Source organism: Micromonospora sp. WMMA1976, assembly GCF_027497335.1.
GTDB lineage: Bacteria > Actinomycetota > Actinomycetes > Mycobacteriales > Micromonosporaceae > Micromonospora > Micromonospora aurantiaca.
In genome coordinates this window covers 4,678,539-4,699,944 of record NZ_CP114912.1, presented here as the reverse complement: position 1 = coordinate 4,699,944, position 21,406 = coordinate 4,678,539, and the positions used below count along the sequence as shown (strand labels likewise).

The 21,406-nt window shown below is 72.6% G+C and carries 27 protein-coding genes; 12 read left to right on the top strand and 15 right to left on the bottom strand.

From position 1 onward, the window contains the following. Window positions 1-21: 21 nt before the first annotated feature. Complete coding sequence (locus O7546_RS21500; protein WP_194802276.1) at window positions 22-489, bottom strand: SRPBCC family protein; 468 nt, start codon at window positions 487-489, stop codon at window positions 22-24. A gap of 156 nt (window positions 490-645) precedes the next feature. Here O7546_RS21500 and O7546_RS21495 point away from each other — a divergent pair, with 156 nt between their 5' ends. The 3 genes from O7546_RS21495 to O7546_RS21485 all read left to right on the top strand — a co-directional run bounded on the left by O7546_RS21495 (window position 646) and on the right by O7546_RS21485 (window position 2,319). Then, window positions 646-1,407, top strand: coding sequence for a GNAT family N-acetyltransferase (locus O7546_RS21495; protein WP_194802275.1), 762 nt, complete (start codon window positions 646-648; stop codon window positions 1,405-1,407). 80 nt (window positions 1,408-1,487) lie between these two features. Next, window positions 1,488-1,880: a hypothetical protein gene (locus O7546_RS21490; protein WP_194802274.1), complete on the top strand. Its 393-nt coding sequence runs from the start codon at window positions 1,488-1,490 to the stop codon at window positions 1,878-1,880. Window positions 1,881-1,932: 52 nt separating this feature from the next. Continuing rightward, on the top strand, window positions 1,933-2,319 hold the full coding sequence (locus O7546_RS21485) for a DUF6036 family nucleotidyltransferase (RefSeq protein ID WP_269697448.1): 387 nt from the start codon (window positions 1,933-1,935) through the stop codon (window positions 2,317-2,319). Between the two features lie 27 nt (window positions 2,320-2,346). On the opposite strand, the gene O7546_RS21480 is transcribed toward O7546_RS21485, so the two are convergent. Continuing rightward, entirely contained in the window at window positions 2,347-3,030 is a 684-nt protein-coding gene (locus O7546_RS21480; protein WP_194802394.1) for a hypothetical protein, read from the bottom strand. Between the two features lie 56 nt (window positions 3,031-3,086). Here O7546_RS21480 and O7546_RS21475 point away from each other — a divergent pair, with 56 nt between their 5' ends. Next, a complete protein-coding gene (locus O7546_RS21475; RefSeq protein ID WP_281599989.1) occupies window positions 3,087-6,230 on the top strand; it encodes a BTAD domain-containing putative transcriptional regulator in 3,144 nt (1,047 codons plus the stop codon). A 55-nt stretch (window positions 6,231-6,285) separates the two neighbouring features. Here O7546_RS21475 and O7546_RS21470 read toward each other — a convergent pair whose 3' ends face one another. Then, complete coding sequence (locus O7546_RS21470; protein ID WP_281599988.1) at window positions 6,286-7,110, bottom strand: ABC transporter permease; 825 nt, start codon at window positions 7,108-7,110, stop codon at window positions 6,286-6,288. Next, window positions 7,107-8,063, bottom strand: a complete 957-nt coding sequence (locus tag O7546_RS21465) for an ATP-binding cassette domain-containing protein (RefSeq protein ID WP_194802271.1) — start codon at window positions 8,061-8,063, stop codon at window positions 7,107-7,109. The genes O7546_RS21470 and O7546_RS21465 overlap by 4 nt, the downstream gene beginning before the upstream one ends. Window positions 8,064-8,190: 127 nt before the next feature. Here O7546_RS21465 and O7546_RS21460 point away from each other — a divergent pair, with 127 nt between their 5' ends. Further along, complete coding sequence (locus O7546_RS21460) at window positions 8,191-8,574, top strand: hypothetical protein (protein WP_013287882.1); 384 nt, start codon at window positions 8,191-8,193, stop codon at window positions 8,572-8,574. 9 nt (window positions 8,575-8,583) lie between these two features. Here the strand turns inward: O7546_RS21460 and O7546_RS21455 are convergent, their stop codons facing one another. After that, complete coding sequence (locus O7546_RS21455; RefSeq protein ID WP_269697446.1) at window positions 8,584-9,105, bottom strand: SRPBCC family protein; 522 nt, start codon at window positions 9,103-9,105, stop codon at window positions 8,584-8,586. A 3-nt stretch (window positions 9,106-9,108) separates the two neighbouring features. Beyond that, on the bottom strand, window positions 9,109-9,417 hold the full coding sequence (locus tag O7546_RS21450) for a metalloregulator ArsR/SmtB family transcription factor (RefSeq protein ID WP_269697445.1): 309 nt from the start codon (window positions 9,415-9,417) through the stop codon (window positions 9,109-9,111). Between the two features lie 87 nt (window positions 9,418-9,504). On the opposite strand from O7546_RS21450, the gene O7546_RS21445 reads away from it, so the two are divergent. Continuing rightward, a complete protein-coding gene (locus tag O7546_RS21445; RefSeq protein WP_281599987.1) occupies window positions 9,505-10,434 on the top strand; it encodes an LLM class F420-dependent oxidoreductase in 930 nt (309 codons plus the stop codon). A gap of 166 nt (window positions 10,435-10,600) precedes the next feature. On the opposite strand, the gene O7546_RS21440 is transcribed toward O7546_RS21445, so the two are convergent. Then, a complete protein-coding gene (locus tag O7546_RS21440; protein ID WP_281599986.1) occupies window positions 10,601-11,038 on the bottom strand; it encodes a hypothetical protein in 438 nt (145 codons plus the stop codon). 67 nt (window positions 11,039-11,105) lie between these two features. Between O7546_RS21440 and O7546_RS21435 the strand changes: the two genes are divergently transcribed. Continuing rightward, window positions 11,106-12,332, top strand: a complete 1,227-nt coding sequence (locus O7546_RS21435; protein ID WP_281599985.1) for an FAD-binding protein — start codon at window positions 11,106-11,108, stop codon at window positions 12,330-12,332. A gap of 22 nt (window positions 12,333-12,354) precedes the next feature. Here O7546_RS21435 and O7546_RS21430 read toward each other — a convergent pair whose 3' ends face one another. Next, a complete protein-coding gene (locus O7546_RS21430) occupies window positions 12,355-13,494 on the bottom strand; it encodes a site-2 protease family protein (RefSeq protein WP_194802265.1) in 1,140 nt (379 codons plus the stop codon). A 151-nt stretch (window positions 13,495-13,645) separates the two neighbouring features. Between O7546_RS21430 and O7546_RS21425 the strand changes: the two genes are divergently transcribed. After that, window positions 13,646-14,260 (top strand): DUF6082 family protein, encoded by a 615-nt coding sequence (locus tag O7546_RS21425; protein ID WP_194802264.1) that lies wholly within the window; start codon window positions 13,646-13,648, stop codon window positions 14,258-14,260. 30 nt (window positions 14,261-14,290) lie between these two features. On the opposite strand, the gene O7546_RS21420 is transcribed toward O7546_RS21425, so the two are convergent. Then, on the bottom strand, window positions 14,291-14,473 hold the full coding sequence (locus O7546_RS21420; RefSeq protein WP_194802392.1) for a DUF397 domain-containing protein: 183 nt from the start codon (window positions 14,471-14,473) through the stop codon (window positions 14,291-14,293). Window positions 14,474-14,510: 37 nt separating this feature from the next. Then, window positions 14,511-15,347, bottom strand: coding sequence for a helix-turn-helix transcriptional regulator (locus tag O7546_RS21415; RefSeq protein WP_194802263.1), 837 nt, complete (start codon window positions 15,345-15,347; stop codon window positions 14,511-14,513). A gap of 273 nt (window positions 15,348-15,620) precedes the next feature. On the opposite strand from O7546_RS21415, the gene O7546_RS21410 reads away from it, so the two are divergent. Genes O7546_RS21410 through O7546_RS21400 form a run of 3 tightly spaced genes read left to right on the top strand, consistent with a single transcriptional unit; the run spans window position 15,621 to window position 16,395 of the window. Continuing rightward, a complete protein-coding gene (locus O7546_RS21410; RefSeq protein ID WP_194802262.1) occupies window positions 15,621-15,935 on the top strand; it encodes a DivIVA domain-containing protein in 315 nt (104 codons plus the stop codon). Continuing rightward, entirely contained in the window at window positions 15,932-16,186 is a 255-nt protein-coding gene (locus O7546_RS21405) for a hypothetical protein (RefSeq protein ID WP_194802261.1), read from the top strand. Before O7546_RS21410 ends, O7546_RS21405 begins: the two co-directional genes overlap by 4 nt. After that, a complete protein-coding gene (locus O7546_RS21400; protein WP_194802260.1) occupies window positions 16,183-16,395 on the top strand; it encodes a hypothetical protein in 213 nt (70 codons plus the stop codon). The genes O7546_RS21405 and O7546_RS21400 overlap by 4 nt, the downstream gene beginning before the upstream one ends. A gap of 68 nt (window positions 16,396-16,463) precedes the next feature. Here O7546_RS21400 and O7546_RS21395 read toward each other — a convergent pair whose 3' ends face one another. The 3 genes from O7546_RS21395 to O7546_RS21385 form a co-directional block, all read right to left on the bottom strand. Next, the gene (locus O7546_RS21395) at window positions 16,464-16,883 is read right to left on the bottom strand and encodes a PIN domain nuclease (RefSeq protein ID WP_194802259.1); all 420 of its coding nucleotides are present in this window, start codon (window positions 16,881-16,883) and stop codon (window positions 16,464-16,466) included. After that, window positions 16,880-17,089: a type II toxin-antitoxin system VapB family antitoxin gene (locus O7546_RS21390; protein ID WP_194802258.1), complete on the bottom strand. Its 210-nt coding sequence runs from the start codon at window positions 17,087-17,089 to the stop codon at window positions 16,880-16,882. Before O7546_RS21390 ends, O7546_RS21395 begins: the two co-directional genes overlap by 4 nt. 88 nt (window positions 17,090-17,177) lie before the next feature. Continuing rightward, complete coding sequence (locus tag O7546_RS21385) at window positions 17,178-18,029, bottom strand: alpha/beta fold hydrolase (protein ID WP_194802257.1); 852 nt, start codon at window positions 18,027-18,029, stop codon at window positions 17,178-17,180. Window positions 18,030-18,166: 137 nt separating this feature from the next. Here O7546_RS21385 and O7546_RS21380 point away from each other — a divergent pair, with 137 nt between their 5' ends. After that, on the top strand, window positions 18,167-18,910 hold the full coding sequence (locus tag O7546_RS21380; protein ID WP_281599984.1) for an SDR family oxidoreductase: 744 nt from the start codon (window positions 18,167-18,169) through the stop codon (window positions 18,908-18,910). Between the two features lie 42 nt (window positions 18,911-18,952). On the opposite strand, the gene O7546_RS21375 is transcribed toward O7546_RS21380, so the two are convergent. Then, window positions 18,953-19,843: a L,D-transpeptidase gene (locus O7546_RS21375; RefSeq protein ID WP_194802255.1), complete on the bottom strand. Its 891-nt coding sequence runs from the start codon at window positions 19,841-19,843 to the stop codon at window positions 18,953-18,955. Window positions 19,844-19,941: 98 nt separating this feature from the next. Further along, complete coding sequence (locus tag O7546_RS21370) at window positions 19,942-21,387, bottom strand: alpha-amylase family protein (protein ID WP_194802254.1); 1,446 nt, start codon at window positions 21,385-21,387, stop codon at window positions 19,942-19,944. Between the last annotated feature and the right edge of the window lie 19 nt (window positions 21,388-21,406).

Sequence of the window (21,406 nt, the reverse complement as noted above, 5' to 3'; positions counted from 1 at the left end):
CAATCCCGGCGTCCGTCGTGGTCAGGCGCCCGGCTCGAGGTACGCGGCCAGGTGCGCCAGCGAGGACGCGATGCCCTCCTCGTGCACCGCCTGGTCGATGCCGGGCGGTACGCCGGTGGCGGCGACTGTCACATCGGTGCCGTCGCCTGCGGCCGCGAGGTGCCAGGTCATGGTCATGGTGCCCGCGTACGCCGGGTCGTCGGCCTGGAACACGGCCGTCTGCACGACCCGGCGCGCCGGTACGAGTTCGGCGAACCCGACGTCGACCACGTCGGTGGCGTCCGACGTCTTGCCCGGGCTGCCGGCCGGGTCGAGGTAGGTGAGCACCATCCGGAACCCGCCGCCCGGCCGCGGATCCCAGCGCTCGATCCGCCCGCGCATCCCGTCCGGCGGCAACCACGCTTCCAGGGCCGCCCGGTCCACGAGCGCTCCGTACACCGCCCCCGGATCGGCGGCGATCGTCCTGCTGCCCCGATCGACCCTGCTCACCCCCCAACCCTAGGCCCCGCCCCACCCCGCCGCGGGTGTGCTCGGCGATCTTGGAGTTGTGGCAGCTCGCGTAAGCCGCGAAGCGGGCATCTGAGGCGCCACAACTCCAAGATCGGCGGGGAGCGGGAGCGGGGCGCGCCCGGTACGCTGCCACGAATGCCGGTACGACCGCACCTCCACGACTCGCTGCTGCTCGGGGATGACGACACGCCGCTGGCCCGGATGCGGCTGCGGGACGACGACGGCACGGCGGTCGCGGCCGACGTCCGGGCGCTGCCCGAGGCGCCGCTGACCCGGCTCGTCGCGCAGGTGCGGCGCGACCTGGCCGGGCACCGGCTGGAGACGCCGGATGAGGCGCTCGCGTCGGCCCTGGTGGCCGACGGGTTGACGCTGGACCGGGCCGCCACGGACATGCGGCACGACCTGGCCGACGTACCCGAACCGGTGGCGCTGCCGGAGGGCTGGTCGCTCGGCGCCCCCGGCTGGGACGACGACCTCGCCGCTGGGCTGGACGCGGCGTACGGCCCGGACCACCCGGACGGCCGCTGGCAGCCGAGCGACACCGAAGAGGTACGGGCGATCTTCGACACCGGTGAGCCGGTGCCGCCCCTGGTGCCCGCCTCGGCACGGCTGGTCGACCCGGACGGCCGCAGCGCCGGGCACGTCCTGTGCGCCGGGCCGGTGCCGTGGACCGACGACGACTGCGTCTGGATCCTCAACCTGGGCGTCGCGCCCCGCGCGCAGCGGCGCGGGTTCGGCCGGGCGTTGCTGGTGCACGCGTTGCGCGGCGCGCGCGAGGCAGGACTGCCGTCGGTCGGCCTGTCGGTGGTCGACGGCAACCCGGCCCGCCGGATGTACGACGCGGCCGGCTTCCGCGTCCTCACCCGGGTGCTCACGGTCCGGATCCCCGAGGCGTAGGCCGCTGGCGTCAACGCGGCGTAGTTCGCGGTCGCCGCGCCGGTCCACTGCGGTTCCTTCCATGCACTAGCGTCGGCTGGGTGGGGAAGCATGCTGCGAGCTACGAGCCGTTGACTGTGGCGCGGCTGGGCGAGTTGCTCGTCGAGGTGGACGACAGCCGTCGCTGGCGGTTGGTTGCGGAGTTTCTGGAGGAGTTCCGCTGGGAGCCGCGCGAGACCCGCATACGGTTGCTGCAGGGGGAGCCGGCACCCACCGGAGACGAGCATTGGGACGTGTTTCTCGCGGCGCTGGTCGAGCACCTGAGCGCGAAGGACGGGCACGGCCCGCCGCCGTGGGTCGAGACGCGGTCGCTGCGGCGGTTCTGGTTCCCGTTCAACACCAAAGCTGCTCGAGTGGATGCGGTCGTTCACGCCCCGGCGGCGTTCCGTCGCCGGGGCGTCTACGTCTCCGCACATGAGCTGGATGTGGCATGAGGCCGGAAGATCCCCTTCTGGATCGCGCCGCGATCGAGAACGCTTCCGCAGGTTGGGCGACCGGCTCGCGAAGCGGGGGGTGATCGCGGACCTCTACATCTTCGGCGGCGCGGCGATGGCCTTGGCCTACGACGCGCGGCGGTCGACGCGGGACATCGACGCCGTTTTCCAGCCGCACGGGGTGGTTCTCGACGAGGCCCGAGCGGTGGCGGACGAACTCGGCCTGCCGCACTGGTGGCTCAACGAGCAGGCGAGCGCCTATGTGGCTCCTGGCGGTGGCGCCCGGCGGCGGGATGCCGAAGACATCCGCTTCCTCATCGATCACCTCGGGCTGACGAGTGCCGAGCAGGTGCTGGATCTGTGCGCCGAGATCTTTCCCGAGGAGGAGGTGCCGGGCCGGGCAAGGCTTGTGCTCGACGACGTGTTCGGCGCCGATTGAGGCCAGGAGTAGCCGCGCGGTGAACCTTCAGACGCCGGTGAGCAGAGGGCGGTGCTCGGACCAGAGCCAGCGCAGGTAGTCGCGCAGCCGTTCCGGGGTGGCGATCCACCCCTGGGCGGGATAGCGGAGCAGCCGGCTGACCTCGCCGGCCACCAGGTCGTACCCGGCCGCGCCGGTCTCCGGCACCGGGGCGTCCGGTGCGACGGCCACTGGCAGCGGAACCATCGGGATCCGCAGGCCGGCGTCGTCGCAGGCCCGCAGCACGGTGAGATAGACCCGGACCAGGTGGTACGGCGAGACGACGAGCGCGACGCTGCCGACGCCCAGCGCCCGTACCTGCTCCACGACCCAGGTGGCCTGCCGGCCGGTGCCGGTGACCGGCTCGGGCTGGAGCACGACCCCGTCGGTCCGGCGCAGACCGAGCCCGCGCAACCGGTCCAGTGTGAGCGGGCGGTACGTCCGCTCGGCCGAATCGGTGTTCGCCACCAGCAGGTGCCGCAGCGCCGGACTGGTCTCCCAGGCGCGGATCGCGTCGGTGAGACGCCAGTCCTCGCCCTGGCCGGTGGCCACCACCAGCGCGTCCACCCGCTCGGCGGCGCGGTGGGGGAGCGTGAGGACCATCGTGACCACCTCCAGCACCGCCAGGAGCCGGTCGGCCGGGACGTCAGCGAACGCCTCCGCCTCCACGAGCCGTGGCAGCGGGCGGGACACACTCGTCACGCCCGCGATCTTGCCACCATCGGTTCGACGGCGGGTGAGAGAGTGGCATGGTGCGGGTGGGGATCCTCGGGCCGCTTGAGGTCCGCGACGGCGAGCGGCCGGTCGACGTCGCCGGGGCGCGGCTGCGGGCGCTGCTGATCCGCCTCGCCCTGGACCCGGGCCGGCCGGTGAGCGTGCCCGCGCTGGCCGAGGCGCTCTGGGGTGACGAGCCGCCCACCGACACCGCCAACGCGGTGCAGACGCTCGTGTCCCGGCTGCGCCGGGCGGTGCCCGGGCTCGCGGTACGCAGCAGCCCGGCGGGCTACCGGCTCGACCTCGACCCGGACGACGTGGACGCCGGGCGGTTCGAGCGGCTGACCCGGCAGGGGCGGGCGGCGCTTCGTGACGGGGACGCGACGGGGGCACGGACGACGTTGCGCGACGCGCTCGCGCTGTGGCGGGGTCCGGCGCTGGCCGAGGTCGCCGACGCGCCGTACGCGGCGGCAGCGGTGGCGCGGCTGGCGGAACTGCGGCTCACCGCGCAGGAGGACCGGATCGACGCGGAGCTGCGCACCGGGCGGCCGGAGCTGCTCGTCGCCGAACTGGAGGAGCTGACCGCCGCGCATCCGCTGCGGGAGCGGCTGGCCGAACTGCACCTGCGGACGCTCGCCGCCGCCGGGCGGCCCGCCGAGGCGCTCGCGGCGTACGAGCGGATCCGGCAGCGGCTCGCCGACGAGCTGGGCGTGGACCCGTCGCCCCAGTTGCGGGCCGCGCACCTGGAGCTGCTGCGTGGCGAGGCGGCACCGCCGCAGCCGACGGCCGTGACGCGGGGCAACCTGCGGGCCGCGCTCACCACGTTCGTCGGGCGCGACGAGGACCTGCGCCGGCTCACCGGGCTGCTCGCCGGCAACCGCCTGGTCACCCTGCTCGGGCCGGGCGGAGCCGGCAAGACGCGGCTGGCGAGCGTGGCGGCGGGCCGGCTCGCCGACGGCGTACCCGGCGGGGCCTGGCTGGTCGAGCTGGCGCCGATCACCGACCCGGCGGACGTGCCACGGGCCGTGCTCGACACGCTCGGCCGCCGGGACCGGACGCTGGAGCCGGTACGCCCGCCGGCCCGCGACCCGCTCGGCCGCCTGGTGGAGACGATCGCCACCGACGAGACGCTGATCGTGCTGGACAACTGCGAACACGTCGTCGAGGCCGCCGCCCGGCTCGCCGAGGACCTGCTCGGCCACTGTTCGGGGCTGCGCGTGCTGGCCACCTCCCGGGAGCCGCTCGGCATCGTCGGCGAGGTGCTGGAACCCGTACCCCCGTTGCGGCTGCCACCGGCGGACGCGACGCCGGGCGACGCGCTCGCGTACCCGTCGGTGCAGTTGCTGCGTGACCGGGCCGCCGCCGTGCGGCCCGGGTTCGCGGTGACCGGCGAGAACGTGGCGGCCGTGGTGGAGATCTGCCGGCGGCTCGACGGCCTGCCGCTGGCCATCGAACTCGCGGCGGCGCGGCTGCGGACGCTGTCGCCGCGGCAGGTCGCGGCCGGTCTGGACGATCGGTTCCGGCTGCTGACCGGCGGCAGCCGCACCGCGCTGCCCCGGCACCGCACGCTGCGGGCGGTGGTGGACTGGAGCTGGGGGCTGCTCACCGACGACGAGCGGCGGCTCGCCGAACGGCTCGCGGTCTTCCCGGCGTCGGTCACCGCCGACTCGGCGGCCGGCGTCGCCGGCCCGGCCGCCGCCGCGCTGCTCGACGCGCTCGTCGACAAGTCGCTGCTCCAGGTGGTCGGCGACGGGCGGTTCCGGATGCTGGAGACCATCCGGGAGTACGGGCTGGAACGGCTCGCCGCCGCCGGGGCAGTGGCCGGGGCGCGCGCCGCGCACGCGGCGTACTTCCGGGAACTGGTCCGGACCGCGGAGCCGCACCTGCGCACGGCCGGTCAGCTGCCGTGGCTGCGGCTGCTGGAGGCGGAACGGGAGAACATCGTCGGCGCGCTGCACTACGCGTGCGACGCCGGTGACGCCGACACCGCGCTGCGCATCGGCGCCGGGCTGGCGTTGCCGCTGGTGATCTGGGGCGACGACGGCGGCATCGGCGGTGACGTGCTGGCCCGCGCGCTGGCACTGCCCGGCCCGGCACCGGCGGAGGAGCGGGCGGTGGTGCTCGCCATCCGCATCGGTTCCGAGCTGGCACGCGGCGAGCAGGTGCCGCCGCCGGAGCAGCTCGCCGAGCTGACCACGGCCCTGCGGGCGGCGGAGGGGACCAAGCATCCGATCGTGGGGCTGCTCGCACCGATGCTGTCGATCTTCGACGACGACACGGCGGCCGGGATCGCGGCGATCGACCGGGCGCGCGGGCACCCCGACCCGTGGACCGACGGCACGTTGCTGGGGATGCGCGGCAAGTTCAAGGAGAACGACGGCGACGCCGAGGGCATGCTGCGCGACCTGACCGACGCCGCCGCCGAACTGCGCGCCGTGGGCGAGCGGATGAGCCTGTCGCACGTGCTCAGCGAGTACGCGGACGCGCTCACCAAACGCGGCGACTTCGAGGCGGCGACCGCGGCGCTGGAGGAGTCGGTTCGGCTGGCCCGGGAGCTCAACCCGGCCTCCGAGCCGGGCTTCCAGCTGATCTGGCTCGCGGCCATCCGCGCCCGCTCCGGCGACGTGGCCGGCGCCAAGGCCGAACTGCGCCGGTTCGTGACCGACCGGGACGGCCGGGACGGCGCGTTCGGGCTGATGATGCTCGGCAGCATCGCCCGCTCCGACGGCTCGCTGGACGAGGCGCAGGAGTGCCTCGCCGAGGCGATGCGCCGCCAGGCCGAGACGCCGCTTGTCGCCCCGCAGTTCCGGGGCCTGCTGCTGGCCGAGATGGGCCACCTGGCGCTGGCCCGCGATGACCTGCCGGGCGCGCGCGGGTGCCTCGACGAGGCGACGACGCGGGCCCTCGCCGCCCGGGACATGCCGGTGGTCGCGATCGTCACTGTCGGCTGGGTGGCGCTGGCCGCTGCGGAGGGCCGGTACGAGCGGGCGGCGGAACTGCTCGGCGTCTCCGACTCGCTGCGCGGCCGGCCGGACCGGTCCAACCCGGACGCGCAGCGGCTCGCCGAGCGGCTGCGCGCGGAGCTGGGTGAGGACGGGTACGCCGCCGCGTACACCAGGGGTCACGGCCTGAGCCGGGCCGACGCCCTCGCGTTCGTGGGCGGCGACCCGGCTGGTTGATCCTCGTGCGGCCCGGGCCGGCCCGGCGCGGACCGGTCCCGGGCGGCGCGGCCGGTCAGGCGCGGCGGCGGTAGGCGAGCACGGCGAGCGGCGCGAAGACCGCGATGATCGCCACGGTCCAGAGCAGCGAGCGGCTCACCGGCCCGGCCACCGGGCCACCGATCATCAGGCCCCGGGCCGCCTCCATCACGTCGGCGACCGGGTTGACCCCGACCCACCACTGCAACCAGCCGGGCAGCGTGTCCGTCGGCACCATCATGTTGGTGCCGAAGGTCAGCGGGAACAGCAGCAGGAACGCCGTGCCCTGCACCGCGCCCGGGCTGCGCATCAGCACCCCGAGCAGCACACCGATCCAGCTGACCGCGAACGCGAACGCGATGGTGAGCAGGCACGCGGCGAGCGCGGAGAGCGGATCGGTGCCGATCCGGAAACCGAGCGCGTACCCGAACCCCAGCAGCACCACGATGGAGACCACGAACCGGACCAGGTCGCCGACCACCGAGCCGACGAGCGGCGCGGACCGGGCGATCGGCAGGCTGCGGAACCTTTCGAACACGCCCTTCTCCACGTCGGTGTTGAGGCTGACGCCGGTGGCGATGGACGCGAACAGCACGGTCTGCACCATGATCGCGGGAAGCAGGAACTGGAGGTACTCGTGCTGTGAGCCGGCGACCGCGCCGCCGAGCAGGTAGACGAAGATCAGCACGAAGACGACCGGCTGGAGCGTGACGTCGAGCAGTTGCTCCGGGGTCCTGATCGTCTTGACCAGGCTGCGGCCGGCCAGCGCGAGACTGTGCCGGACCATTGCGAACGGACGGACCGCAGCGTGGGCGGTGGCGGGCCGGGACGGCATCGCCGCCGTACGAGTGGTCGTGGTCATGCCGCCACCTCCGCCTGCTCCTCGGCGCCGTGGCCGGTCAGCGTGAAGAACACCTCGTCGAGGCTGGGCAGCCGCAACGCCAGCTCCACCACCCCGATGCCGGCGTCGTCGAGCCGGCGGACCACAGCGGTGAACGTGGCGTCGTCGTCCACCGGCACGGTGAGCACGCCCGGCCGGGGCAGCTCGGGATCGGTCCCGGTGGCGGCGCGCAGGATCTCGGCGACCGCGCCGATCCGGCCCGGCTCGGTCGGCCGGACCACGATCGTCTGACTGCCGGCGATCCGCTTCAGCTCGCCCGGCGTACCGTGCGCGATCACCCGGCCGTGGTCGATCACCGAGATCTCGTCGGCGAGCGCGTCGGCCTCGTCCAGGTACTGCGTGGTCAGCAGCACCGTCGACCCGTCGTCGACCAGCGAGCGGACCACGCCCCACATCTCCTCCCGCTTGGCCGGGTCCAGGCCGGTCGTCGGCTCGTCCAGGTAGATCACCTCCGGCCGGCCGACCAGGCTCGCGGCCAGGTCCAGGCGGCGGCGCATGCCACCGGAGTACGTCTTGGCCGGGCGTCCGGCCGCGTCGGTCAAGCCGAACCAGGCGAGCAGTTCCGCCGCCCGCGCCCGGGCCTCGCGGCGGCTCAGGTCGAGCAGCCGGCCGATCAGCACCAGGTTCTGGGTGCCGGTCAGGTCCTCGTCGACCGAGGCGTACTGGCCGGTCAGCCCGATCAGTCGGCGTACCCGGGCGGCGTCGGTGACCACGTCGTGGCCGCCGACAGTGGCGCGCCCCCCGTCCGGGCGCAACAGCGTGGCGAGGATCCGTACCGCTGTGGTCTTGCCGGCGCCGTTGGGCCCCAGCACCCCCAGCACGGTCCCGCGTCGTGCGGCGAGGTCGATCCCGGCCAGCGCGGTGGTCGTACCGAACCGCTTGACCAGGCCCTCCGCCTCGAATGCGTAACTCATGACGCCGACGATGGCCGGGCCCGCTGGCACCGGGCGCACACGCCGCGCACACCGCCGTGTGCGCGGTGGCGGAATCGAGTACGCGTGCTCATTCGCCCGCCCCGCCGGCCCGGGCAGGATCGGAGGCGTGACGACGAGACGTACGCTGCTCGGCGGTCTGCTCCTGGCGCTGGCCACTGCCGGTGCCTGGGTGGCCTGGCTGAGCTGGGAGTCCGGCTGGACCGTGGACCCGCAGACCGGCGACATGAGCGGGCCGTACGCGGTCTGGCAGGTCGCCGCCGCGGTGCTGACCCTGGGCGCGCTGGCCGCCGTCGGCGGCTGGTGGCTGAACATCTGGCTGGTGGCGACAGTGATGACGGTGGCGTTCACCGTGCCGTGGGCGGTGCACGCCGCCTCGACCGACGACACCGGCCTGTGGGCGGTCGGTGCGGCACTGGTGGCGATCGGCACCACCATCGGGACGACGCTGGTCGGCGGGGCCGCCGGGTGGCTGCGCCGCCGGACCGCGTGACTGCCGTCGTCAGTCGCGGTTCAGGCGTTCGGCGTACGCGTCGCGCAGCTCCGCCCAGCCGAAGTCCTTCGCCTCCGCGCCCCGGATCGGGCCGACCGGGTCGCCGTCGAGCAGATGCGCGGCGACGTCGAGGCAGATGTGCCAGCCGGCGGCAGTCATCGGGGCGAGGTCCGGACCGCCGACCCGGTGCCGCAGCGTGAGAGTGGTGCCGTCGCCGTTCGCTGTCAGCTCCCAGCGGAGCCTGTCGTCGCCCCAGGTGTACTCCAGCAGGTGCGGCCGGTCCGCGCGCAGCACCCGGGCCGGTGCCGGGTGGCTCTGGTCGCCGTCGATGGCGCTGAGCACGGCGTCGCCAGGGCGGCCCAGGTCGCGGTCGGCCAGGAACGGCGCCCACTCGGCGAGCCGGTCCGGGTCGGTGAGCGCGGCCCACACCTTCTCCGGCGGGTGTCGTAGGTCGCGGACGAAGACCAGTTCGTTCTCGGGTGTCAGCTCTACCCGGGCGATCGGGCCGGGACGGAACGAGTCGCGGTCCATCTGTCACTCCTGACTGTCGAGATGGCGTTCGAGGGCGTCGAGATGCGCGGTCCACATCGACCGGTACGGCCCGAGCCAGTCGTCCACTGCCCGTAGCGGCGCGGTGTCGACGCGGTAGATCCGCCGCTGCGCCGCCGTACGGCAGGTGACCAGCCCGGCGTCGCGGAGCACCCGCAGGTGCTTGGAGACGGCCGGCTGGCTCATGCCCAGCGCGTCCACCAGTTCGCCGACGCTGCTCTCCGCCCGGCGCAGCCGGTCCAGGATGCGGCGCCGGGAGGGCTCGGCCAGCACGGCGAAGGCGTCGACGGTCACCCGTGCAATATGCCTCACTGGTTATATGCCTGGCAAGGAATGACAGGTCGCGCTGCCCCGGCCCGGCGGGCTCCATATGCTCGGGGGATGGAACTGCGGATCTTCACCGAGCCCCAGCAGGGGGCCACATACGACCAGCTCCTCGCCGTGGCACGCCGCGCGGAGGAGACCGGCTTCGCCGCGTTCTTCCGCTCCGACCACTACCTGAAGATGGGCTCGGTGAGCGGCGACCCCGGCCCGACCGACGCGTGGACCACGCTCGCGGGCCTGGCCCGCGACACCACCCGGATCCGGCTCGGCACCCTGATGACAGCCGCCACGTTCCGGCTACCCGGCCCGCTGGCGATCACCGTGGCGCAGGTCGACCAGATGAGCGGCGGCCGGGTCGAGCTGGGCATCGGCACCGGCTGGTACGCCGAGGAGCACACCGCGTACGGCATCCCGTTCCCGGCGCTGGGGGAGCGGTTCGACCGGCTGGAGGAGCAGCTCGCCGTCATCACCGGGCTCTGGTCCACCCCGGACGGCGCCACGTTCGACTTCCCCGGCACGTACTACCCGGTCAGTGACTCGCCGGCGCTGCCCAAGCCGGTGCAGCGCCCCCGCCCGCCGATCCTGCTCGGCGGCATGGGCCCGAAGCGCACGCCCCGCCTGGCCGCCCGGTACGCCGACGAGTTCAACCTGCCGTTCGCCTCGGTCGAGGACACCGTCACGCAGTTCGGGCGGGTACGCGACGCCTGCGCCGCGATCGACCGCGACCCGTCCACGATGACCTGGTCCAACGCGCTCGTGCTCTGCTGCGGCCGCAACGAGGCCGAGGTGAGGCGCCGCGCCGAGGCGATCGGACGTGACCCGGACGAGCTGCGCGCCAACGGCGCCGCCGGGACGCCCGCCGAGGTGGTGGACACGCTCAGCCGGTACGCCGAGGCGGGCAGCGCGCGCGCCTACCTCCAGGTGCTGGACCTGACCGACCTGGACCACCTGGAGCTGGTAGCCGCCGAGGTCATGCCCCACATCTGACCCGGCCCCCGCCCGCCCGCCGCTCGACCGTCCCCATCGATCTTGGAGTTGTGGCACCTGACAAGCCTCGCTCGAGCGACAATCCGGGCGCCAAAACTCCAAGATCGACGGGCTGGGGCGGGCTGGGGCGGGCTGGGGCGGGGCGTGCGGGTGGGCGGCGGACGGGTCAGCTCGCTGTGGCGCGGCGGACGGTGTCGAGGCGGCCGTCGCGGTCGCTGTCCAGGTACGTCACGTCGGGCACACCGTCGCCGTCCAGGTCGACCTGCACCACGTCGGCCACGCCGTCGCCGTCCAGGTCCGTCACCACCTCGACGGAACCGTCCAGGTGCCGGGTCACGATCGACCGGCCGGACACCTGGCGCGGCGGCGGCCCCGGGTGGGGCACCGGGTCCGGCTCGGGCTCCGGCGTGGGCCCCGGGACCGGCGCGGTCGCGGCGGGCGTCACCCCTACACCGGCGGGCCCTGCACCGGCGGGCCCCACAGCGACGGGTTCCACACCGCCGGGCGGCATCTCCGCAGCGTCAGGGTCTACGCCGGTCGGGTCGATCTCCTCCTCCGACGGGTACACGTCGCCGCGGAGGCTCGGGTCGCGGTAGCTGCTCATCCCGCCAGGATTCCCGCCGAGTGGCCGGGGCAACCCTGCCGGCGCATCATGGCGCATGATGCAGCGCATGAGGGACACGAACTGGGCCGGAAACGTCAGCTGGTCGGCGCGTACCCGATCGCGGCCGGCCTCGACCGACGACCTGCGGCGGCTGGTCGCGGAGGCCGACCTGGTCCGGGCCGTCGGCACCGGCCACTCGTTCAACCGGCTCGGCGACACCACCGGCGTCCAGATCGCGCTGGACGGCCTGCCACCGGCCGTCGCGCTCGACCCCGAGCGCGGCACCGTCACCGTCGCGGCCGGCGTCCGCTACGGCGACCTGGCCACCGCGCTCCAGGCTCAGGGGTACGCGCTGGCGAACCTCGCCTCGCTGCCGCACATCTCGGTGGCCGGCTCGGTCGCCACCGCCACCCACGGGTCCGGCGCGCGGAACCGCAACCTCGCCGCCGCCGTCGCCGGGCTGGAACTGGTCACCGCCGACGGCGACCTGATCACCGTCGACCGCGGTGACCCGCGGTTCGCCGGGATGGTGGTCAACCTGGGCGCGCTGGGCGTGGTCACCCGGCTCACGCTCGACGTGGTGCCCATGTACGCGGTGCGCCAGCACGTCCGCCTCGGCCTGCCTCGTGCGGCGCTGGACGAGGCGCTCGACGCCGCGTACAGCGTCAGCGTCTTCACCTCGTGGCGCTCGGAGCGTTTCGACCAGGTGTGGGTGAAGCAGTACGCGGACCAGGCGCCGCCGCCCGCCGACTGGCTGGACACGGTGGCCGCCGACTCGCCCCGGCACCCGGTGCCCGGAATGTCGCCGGAGCACTGCACGGCGCAGCTCGGCGAGCCGGGGCCGTGGCACGAGCGGCTGCCGCACTTCCGGCTCGGATTCACGCCGAGCAGCGGCGACGAGTTGCAGTCCGAGTGGCACGTGGCCCGGGCCGACGCGTCGGCGGCGCTCGCCGCGCTCGACCCGATTGCCGACCGGATCGCCGCCGTGCTCCAGATCTGCGAGCTGCGGACGATCGCCGCCGACGAGCTGTGGCTGAGCCCGAACTTCCGGCGCGACTCGCTGGCGCTGCACTTCACCTGGATCGGCGATCCGGTGGCGGTGGCGCCGGTGCTGGCGGAGGTGGAGGAGCGGCTCGCCCCGTTCGCGCCGCGCCCGCACTGGGGCAAGCTGTTCGACCGCGATCCCGCCAGCGCGTACCCCCGGCACGCCGACTTCGCCGCGCTGCTGCGCGAGTTCGACCCGAAGGGGAAGTTCCGCACCGCCGAGATGGACCGCTACTTCCTCCGGGACTGAGCCGGCTTTCCTCGGGACTGGATCAGCGTCCAGCCGGCACCTGCTGGCGCAGGCTGCCGCGCTGCACCGCCCGGCTGATGTCGCTGGGCGAGACGATGCCGACCAACTGTTCGTCGATCACCACCAGCGCCCGGCCGTCGGTGCACTCGTTGAGCCGGGGCAGCAGGTCGGTGAGCTGTTCCTCCGGGCGGGCGAGCACCAGTTCGTCGGCCCGGCAGGACACCTCGGCCAGGGTGGTCGACGCGCGGCGGTCCGCCGGGATGCCGCGTACCCGATCGAGCGTGACCAGGCCGACCGGCCTGCCGTCGACGGTGAGCGGCAGTGCCGAGTGCCGGTACGCGAAAAGGTAGTGGTCGACGAAGTCGGCCACTGTGAGGTCGCCGGACGCGGTCTGCGGCTGCGGCGTCATCACGTCGCCGACCCGGATGCCGCGCAGCGCGTCGCCCATCCGGGCGGCGCGTTCCTCCTGGCCGGCGGCGCCGAGCAGGAACCAGCCGATCAGCGCCAGCCAGAGCCCGCCGAACCCGGCGCCGGTGAAGAACCGCCACAGCCCCAGCCCGATCAGCACGACGCCGAGCACCCAGCCCGCGCGGGCCGCCACCACCGACGCCTTGGTCCGGTCGCCGGTGAACTTCCAGACCGCCGCGCGCAGCAGCCGCCCGCCGTCCAGCGGGGCGGCCGGCAGCACGTTGAAGATCGCCAGCAGCACGTTGATGCCGGCCAGCCAGGCCAGCGCGCCGAGCAGCAGCCCGTGCCCGCCCGCGGCGGCGACGGCCACCGCGATCGCCGCGAACACCACGCCGATGATCAGGCTGACCAGCGGCCCGACCCCGGCGATCCGCAGTTCGGCGCCCGGGTCCTTCGCCTCGCCCTTCAGCTCGGCGACGCCGCCGAACAACCACAGCGTGATGCCCTCGACCTCGATGCCGTTGCGCTTGGCGACCACCGCGTGCGCCACCTCGTGGGCGAGCAGGCCGAGGAAGAAGACCACGGCGGCGGCCAGGCCGGCCGCGATGTAGGCGACGGGGGAGTGACCGGGGTACGAGGAAGGGAACAGGCTCGCCGACAGCGCCCACGCGATCAGCACGAAGATGACCAGGACACTCCAGTTGACGCCGACCGGTACGCCAGCGATCCGACCCAGACGGAAACTCGCCCTCATGTTCCCGTCATACCCGGCGCACCCACCCGCACACCAGAACCTGCTGCACGGCGTGCCGGACCTGCGGTGAGTGCAGAGCCAGGAGGATCGGGGTGCCAGGAGGCAGCGCACATGATTGATCAACTTTGATGAGAGAACTAGCCTTGCGTAGATGAGGAGTGTTCGCGGCGTAGCCGTCTGGGCGTTGTTGGTCTTCTTGGGAGGGCTTGCGCTGCTGCTCTCCCCGCCCCTGATCGACTACGCCTTCGATCCGAGTACCGACTGGGAGCGCTTGGCGAATATCGGCCAAGCCTACGGCTCGGTATCCATGCTTCTCTCTGCGCTGGCTCTCGTGGGTGTGGTCGCCACCACCATCAGTCAAAACAGGCAGGCCCGCATCGCATTGGAATACGCGCAACGTGACCAGCATGCCTTGTTGCTGAAGATGGCCATAGATGATGCCGTGCTGATGGAGTGCTGGGGGTCGCTGACCCAGGACCCTGCCCCTGAAAGGCGGAGGCAGCGGGCCTACATCAACCTGATCCTCAACTTCTGGGCCGCGACCTGGCAGCTGGGCGGGATGCCTGAGAGTCAGTTGCGAGGACTGCTGGCAGCTGACATCTTCGCCACCGAGATCGGCTTGAGGTTCTGGGAACAGGCGCGACTTACGCGGGAGGTCGTGCACGCGGGGGCGCAGCCAGCAGCGTTCGACCGGATTGTGGAGGACGAGTACCTGCGCGCCCTTGCGAAGCTACGAAGCGCGGAGGCTTCGGGCACCGGATCGTAGGGCAGGGTGGGCAGGCGATGCCTGCCGCGTTCAGTTCCGGAACGTCTCGTGCTTGACGCTCGCAACGAAGGTCGACCAGGCTGCCGGGTCGAAGGCGAGGATAGGACCTCGCGGGTCCTTGCTGTCGCGTAGCCCGACCACGCCGGGCAGGTTGTCGGCGACCTCGACGCAGTCTCCGGAACCGTTGCTGCGGGTGCTCTTGCGCCAGGTCATCGTCGCCTGGTTGGCCTCGTCCACCCGCGCCGTCCTCTCATAGCTCGTCGATCGCCCCCAGGATGAGGTCGCGCGACTCCCGGGCGCCGGCCGCCGTGGCGACCAGATGCTCGAAGACGCGGCTGTACTCCCTGACCTGTTGGCCTTCGAGATAGAGGCTACCCGCGCGGGTCTCGACGTAGACGACCCCCGGATCGGCCGGCTCGGGGAAGGCCAGCACGCTGAAGGCGCTGCCCATCGACCCGTACTCGCCGGCGCCGAACGTCAGGATCTGGATGGTGCGGCCGGGCCGATCGGCCTCCTCGGCCAGTCGCCGCAACTGCGCCGCGAACAGCTCCGCGCCGCCGACCGGCCGCCGTAGCGCTGCCTCGTCCAGCACCACCCAGAGCTTCGGCGGAGTTTCGGTGTCCTGACGGCGCATGCGCAACTCCACCCGCCGGTCGACCTCGTCGCTCGGAGCGTCCGGATGCTCGGCGCGGATGACCGCGCGGGCGTAGTCGGCGGTCTGGAGCAGACCCGGAATCAGTTGTGGCTGGAACGCGCGGATCTCGGACGCCTCGGCCTCCAGCCCGACGTAGACCTCGAACCAGTCCGGCAGCACGTCGTCGTACGCCTGCCACCAGCCCCGCTTGCGGGCGTCGCGGGCGACCTGGACGAGCGCGTCCACCTCGTCGCCCTCCACGCCGTACAGCTCAAGGAGCCCACGGGCGACCGGCGGCATGACGGACACCTGGGCGTTCTCGATGCGGCTGATCGCCGACTTCGAGATGCCCACCTCCTTGGCGGCCTGGTCGGCGGTCATGCCGGTCTGTTCACGGAGGCGACGCAGCGCAGCGGCCAGGCGTCGACGTCGGACGGTCGGGCTTCCAGTCATGCCGGTCAGTGTGGCGGAACCGGACGAGCTTCGCAATGACACGCTCCCGAATCGGGAGTTGCGTAGAGGGTGCAGTTCGCTGCACGATGGGTGAGTGGCCGGATCGGCTGGGTTACCGGTTTGTCGACCTGAGTCACGTGCTGTGCCCTGCTGACGTACTGCTGGTCGAAGGCTGCGGTGGCAGGTGCCGGGGTGGGTCCGCCGGTGCGGGGCGGGCCGGCGGGCCCGCCCTTCCACGGTTCGATCTCGACGGTGAGAGAGGCAGGTCCTGTCATGCGCGTCTTCCTCCGGCGTGTCCGGCGTCGCCGACGGTCGGTCCTCGGATCGACCTGCTACCGCTCCTCCGCCTACCACCCGCTGCGCCCCTGGCAGGTTCGTGAGCGGAGCTTCCGGCCGACCCCGCTGGGACGGCGCGGGCTCGATCCGCAGGAGGTGCGGGAGTTCCTCGACCGCGTTGCCGGTGACCTGTCCGCCGTCTACGACGCACTGGCGCAGAGCCGCCGGGAGACGGACCGGATCAAGAACGCGCTGCGCCGCTGGCAGTCGGAGCAGGCCCAGGCGCGCAACGAACGGGGATACGACAGATGACCGAGCGATGGGTGATCCACCTGCCGGTCGTCGTCAACGACCTGCTCTCCGCTCAGCGGCTGGCCCGCGTGGTGGCGCACTGGACCCACGTCCTGCCGCAGACCGAGCCGGGCGGCACCACTGTCTCGGCGGAGGACGACCAGAACGTCCGTCACTGGGTGTTCTGCGACCGGTTGCTGCCCGGTGGGCAGCGGTGTCTGCTACGGCCCGGACACGACGACGAGTGCTCCCGGCGGTTCCGGCCGCGATGAGCATGCGCCGGAGCAGCGTCGGACGCCCGCAACCGGAAGCGGAATATGCACGAGCCGCGGTCGAGAACATCGGTTATGCAGTGACCGACGAGGACGTCGAGCGGGCCCGCCGGAGGCTGGCACAACAGCCGCCGATCACCGACGAGCAGCACGACCGGAACATGGAGTGGCTGCGCCAATTCGGGGGCGACAGGGCGGCTGGCGCGTGAACGGGCTCGTCCTGGACACCTCGGCGCTACTCCCGGCGGCCCCACCCGGCATCGAGGCCCGGAGTCGGTCAGTCGGCCTTTCCGGCCGGGACGACCCACGTCGTCGGCTGGCCGGTGATCGCGGTGATCAGGTCGAAGTCACCGTCGTAGTGCAGAACGGTCACGCCATGCCGTTCGGCTGTCGCGGCGATCAGCAGATCGGCCATCGAGAGCGCTCGGTGGTTGCCCTTGTGCAGCGCCTGCACCTGGACGTCGATCGCACGATCCCAGATGTCGTCGGGCATGGCGAGCCAGTCGAAACCGCGGAGCAGCCACCGAGCGCGCTTCGCGTCCTTGGCCGAGCGGGCGCTGTGCACGACCTCGATCTCGATGGCGCCGCAGACCGCCAGCAGGCCGCGATCGGACAACTCGTCCAGGACCGGTGCCACGGCGGGCTTCGGCCACCGGGCCAGCGCCGACTTGTCGAGGAGGTAGCGCTCCCGCGTCATGCCGCTTCGGGCTTCGACGCCTGCCCCGGGTCGGTGAGGTCCGGCAGGCCGCCGCTCTTGAGCCAGTCGGCGAACTCCCGTCGTTTCTCCCGGTTGACCACTTCCTGAAGCGCGGCGTTGACGGTGGCCTTCTTGGTGCCGGTACCGAGGATCTCGGCGGCCTCGGCCAGGAGTTCATCGTCGACGTCGAGAATGGTGCGGGACATGGCATGCCTCCTCGTCCAGCGGGCGAACGAGGTGATGATATCAAGTTTTCGGTTTCTTGATATACGCATGCGGAGGTGTCGGGCTGGGTCAGCGCCGTCGCGGGGCCTCGGCGACCACCGTCGGGGAGAACTCGTTCGCCGCCTCGACCGCCCACTCCAGCGCGAAGTCCGCCTCCTCCTCCCAGCCCGGTTCGCCGCCGACGAAGTGCGACCGGCCGGGGAACTCCCGGTAGCCGGTGAGCGCCGTCGAACTCCGGTAGAGGTTGGCGATCGAGCTGGCCAAGGTTGCGGGCACCACGTGGTCCTCGCCGCCCGCGGTGATCAGCAGCGGGGCGCGGTCGCTGCGCTTCTTGTCGATCTCGGTGGCCGAGTTCGGGTCCAGGTTGGCGAACGCGGCCTCGAACAGCACGTGCCCGGCGCCCGGTACGGCGTACCGCTCCCAGGCCGCGTCGGACTGCTCCTGGCTGATGGTGTTGCCGAAGGCGTACCGGAAGTCCTCCGGGGTGAACGGCACGGCGCGGTGCCGGTTCGCCGGGTTGTGCAGGATCGAGTACCCGGAGCGCAGCGTGCTGGGCGGCAGCTTCAGCACACCCCGTACCGGCGCGGGGTGCACGGCGACCACCGCGGCGCCGAGGCGGCGGTCCGCCAGCAACTGGGCGATCAGGCCGCCGAACGAGTGGCCCATGATGATCGGCGGGCGCGGCAGGTCCCTGATGATCGCCGCGTAGTGGTCGGCGATGTCGGCGATGCGCTGCGCGGCGATCGGCGCGGGGTCGGCCCGCAGCTCCTCCACCTCGCGGTCCATCCCGGGCCAGGCGGGCGTGAGCACCTGGAAGCCGCGCGCTGAGTACCGCTGCGCCCAGTGCTCCCAGCTCCGCGAGGTCATCCAGAGCCCGTGGATGAGCACTATCGTGTCGACCCGTCCCGTCGGTGCGCTCATGTCCGCCTCCCCGTTTCGCCGCTGGACGGCCCGCGCGTACCCGGACTGGGCGCCGGCAACCCTGTTTGATCGAACAGTCGGGAGCCGGCCGGCGACCCGGGTGATCGCTGTCCTGAGTCGACTGTCAGGATGAGGACATGACGGTCAGACTTGCCGACAGGGTCGCCCTGGTGACGGGTGGGAGCCGGGGAATCGGCGCCGCCGTCGTGCGCCGGCTGGCCGAGGACGGCATCCACGTCGCGTTCACCTACCGCACCGCGGAGGACAGCGCGAAGTCCGTGGTGGCCGAGATCGAGGCGTACGGGCGGACCGGCCTGGCGATCAACGCGGACAGTACCGACGCGTCGGCCGTGGTCGGCGCCGTGGAGCGGACCGTCGCCGAGTTGGGGCGGCTGGACATCCTGGTCAACAACGCCGGCGTGTTCGCGGGCGGGCCGATCGAGTCGGTCAGCCTGGACGCCCTGGACCGGGCGATCGCGGTGAACGTGCGCGGGGTCTACCTCGCCACCCAGGCGGCGGTGCGCCACATGGGTGCGGGCGGGCGGATCGTCAACATCGGCAGCAGCTTCGCCAGTCGTGTCCCGGCCCCCGGGGTGAGCGCCTACGCGATGACCAAGAGCGCCGTGAACGGGCTGACCCGGGCGCTCGCCCGGGAACTCGGTCCGCGTGGGATCACCGTCAACCTGATCCTGCCCGGCTCGACCGACACCGACATGAACCCGGCGGACAGCGTCGGCGCGGACGGGCAGCGGTCGCACATCGCTCTCGGCCGGTACGCGGAGCCGGAAGACGTGGCGGCTACTGTCAGTCACCTGGTGGGCGTCGGCGGACGGCACATCACCGGCGCGTCGATCGCGATCGACGGCGGCGCGACGGCCTGATCGGACCCCCAGGCCAACGGCCGGTTGCTGGGGTGAGTCCGGTCAGGGCAGGCGGTCGACCACCACGAAGGCGGTGCCCGGCTCGACCTCGGTCAGCAGTAGGCGCTGGGCGCTGCGGGTCAGCCGGATGCAGCCGTTCGTGACGTTCCTGCCGAGCGTCTCGTCGTTGTACCAGCTGTGCAGTCCGATGTGGGCGCCGCGCAGCCCGGTCGGCACCGCGCCGGGGTCGTCGGGGATCGCCCCGAGGGCGAAGATGTCGACGCCGCCGTAGACGGCCTGCGGGGGCGGGGTGCGGCCCAGCACGAACGTACGGCCCAGCGGGGTGAGCTGCCCGGACATGCCGAGGCTGACCGGCCAGGTGCGCATCGCGCGGCCGTCCCGGCTCCAGGTGAGGCGGTGGGTGCGCCGTTCCACCACGATCTGGTCGCGCAGCACCACTGTGGTCCAGCCACCCGACGGCAGCCAGGCGATGGTGCGGTTCGCCGACGGCAGCAGCACCGCCGTCCAGCCGGAGCGGCGGTCGACGATCGGCACGGTGAGCCGTACGCCGCTGATGGTCGGCGCGAGGAACGCCAGCGGGCGGCCGCCCGGTGCGTCGTAGGCGGCCACGTTTCGGTTCGGGCGCAGCCCCTCGCTCAGCGGGCGGGTGTCGGCCGGGTCCGGGTCGGGCGGGAAGCCGCGCGGCGCCGGGTCGTAGGTGACCACCGGCAGGTCGTCCGGCGGCGGCGCGGCGGGCGGCACCGACTCCACCGGCGACGGGCTCGGCGCGGCGGTCGTGGCAGGGGGTGCGGCGGCGGGTGGCGTCGCCTGGCGCGCGGGCGCGGCGGTGAGCGCGCGGCCGACCAGCAGCGCGGTGACGAGCAGCAGCGGTACGGCGAGCGCGGCGATCAGCCAGCCGGGAGGCCGACGTGTGGCGAACCGGTCGAACAGCACGAAACCGACTGTAACCGACCGGAAGCCCCCGTACCCGGTACTACGGGTACGAGGGCTTCGCGGCCCGGGTGGCTCAGCTCAGCTTCGCGCCGGTTGGATCAGCTCAGCTTCGCGCCGATGTGGAGGGCGATCCCGTCGTGCGCGGGGACGTTCGCGGCGAACCAGCCGGACGAGTCCACCGTGATCACCGGCCCGCTGCACGAGCCGTTGCTGAACGTGCCGTGGACGACGTCGCAGTAGCGGCCCGCCGGCAGCCCGGTGTAGTACGAGCGGCCGTTCACCGCGCTGTCCTCGTCGTTTATGGTCAGATATCCCTTGCCGGTACGGCTGAACGCGATGTGCTGGTAGCCGTTGTCGTACCAGTTGGAGACCCCGGCGCCCTCGGTGGCGTTGCGGAAGCCGACCATGTTGGCGATCACCGGCCAGCGGTGCTCGCACTCCCAGCCCGAGTAGCAGGTGACGTTGGTGATCCGGTTGCTGCCGTCGGCGGGCGGGCCCTGGTCCCGGCCGCTGTAGGTGAAGCTCGACATGACCGCCGGGGTGCCGTACGGCCAGGCGAGCATGAACGCGTTGGCGAGCGCGTACGTGCCACGGTTGCGGTAGGTCAGCACGCCGCCATCACGCTGCGTGTCGTGGTTGTCGGTGAAGACCACCGCCTTCGCGCTCGACAGGTAGCCCCAGGACTCGCCGAAGTTCTTCAGGTACGCGAGCCGCTCGTTGTTGAACATCCGGGCCAGGTCCTTGCCGTACCGGAACTCGTGCACGTCGCCGTTGCCGGTGTACTCGGTCGGCTGGATCGGCTCACCGGCGCCGTAGATGACCTCCTGCACCAGGTACGCGCTGCGGTTCAGCTTGGCCTTGATCGCGGCGATGTCGGCGGCCGGCATGTGCTTGCTGCCGTCCAGCCGGAAGCCGTCGACGCCGAGCGAGAGCAGGTCGTTGAGGTACGCGGCCAGCCGGCCGCGCACGTAGTCCGACTCCGTCTTGAGGTCGGCGAGGTTGACCAGCTCGCAGTTCTGCACCTCGTACCGGTCGTTGTAGTTGGCGATGTCGTTGTTGCCGTTGCGGCCGCAGTAGTGGAAGTCCTGCGCCGAGTAGACGCCCGGGTAGTTGTAGTGGCCGTACGACGAGCCGGCCCAGCCGGTGCCGCCGTTCTCCTGGCCGGACATGTGGTTGACCACGGCGTCGACGATCACCTTGACGCCCGCGGCGTGGCAGGTGTTCACCATGGACTGGAACTGCGCCCGGGTGCCCTTGCGGGACTCGATCCGATAGCTGACCGGCTGGTACGACACCCACCACGGGCTGCTGTTGACGTGCTCCTGCGGCGGGGACACCTGAACGTAGCCGTAGCCCTTCGGGCCCAGGGTGCTGGTGCACTCGGCGGCGACCGAGGTCCAGTTCCACTCGAAGAGCTGGACGATGACCTTCTTGGCGCCGGGGGTGGCGGCGGCGGCCGGGGGTGCCGCCGCGGTGAGGGGAACGAGCAGGCTCGCGGCCAGGCTCAGGGCGAGCGCCGCGGCGCGGCATCGGCGTCGATGCATCAGGACTCCTGCGGGGTGC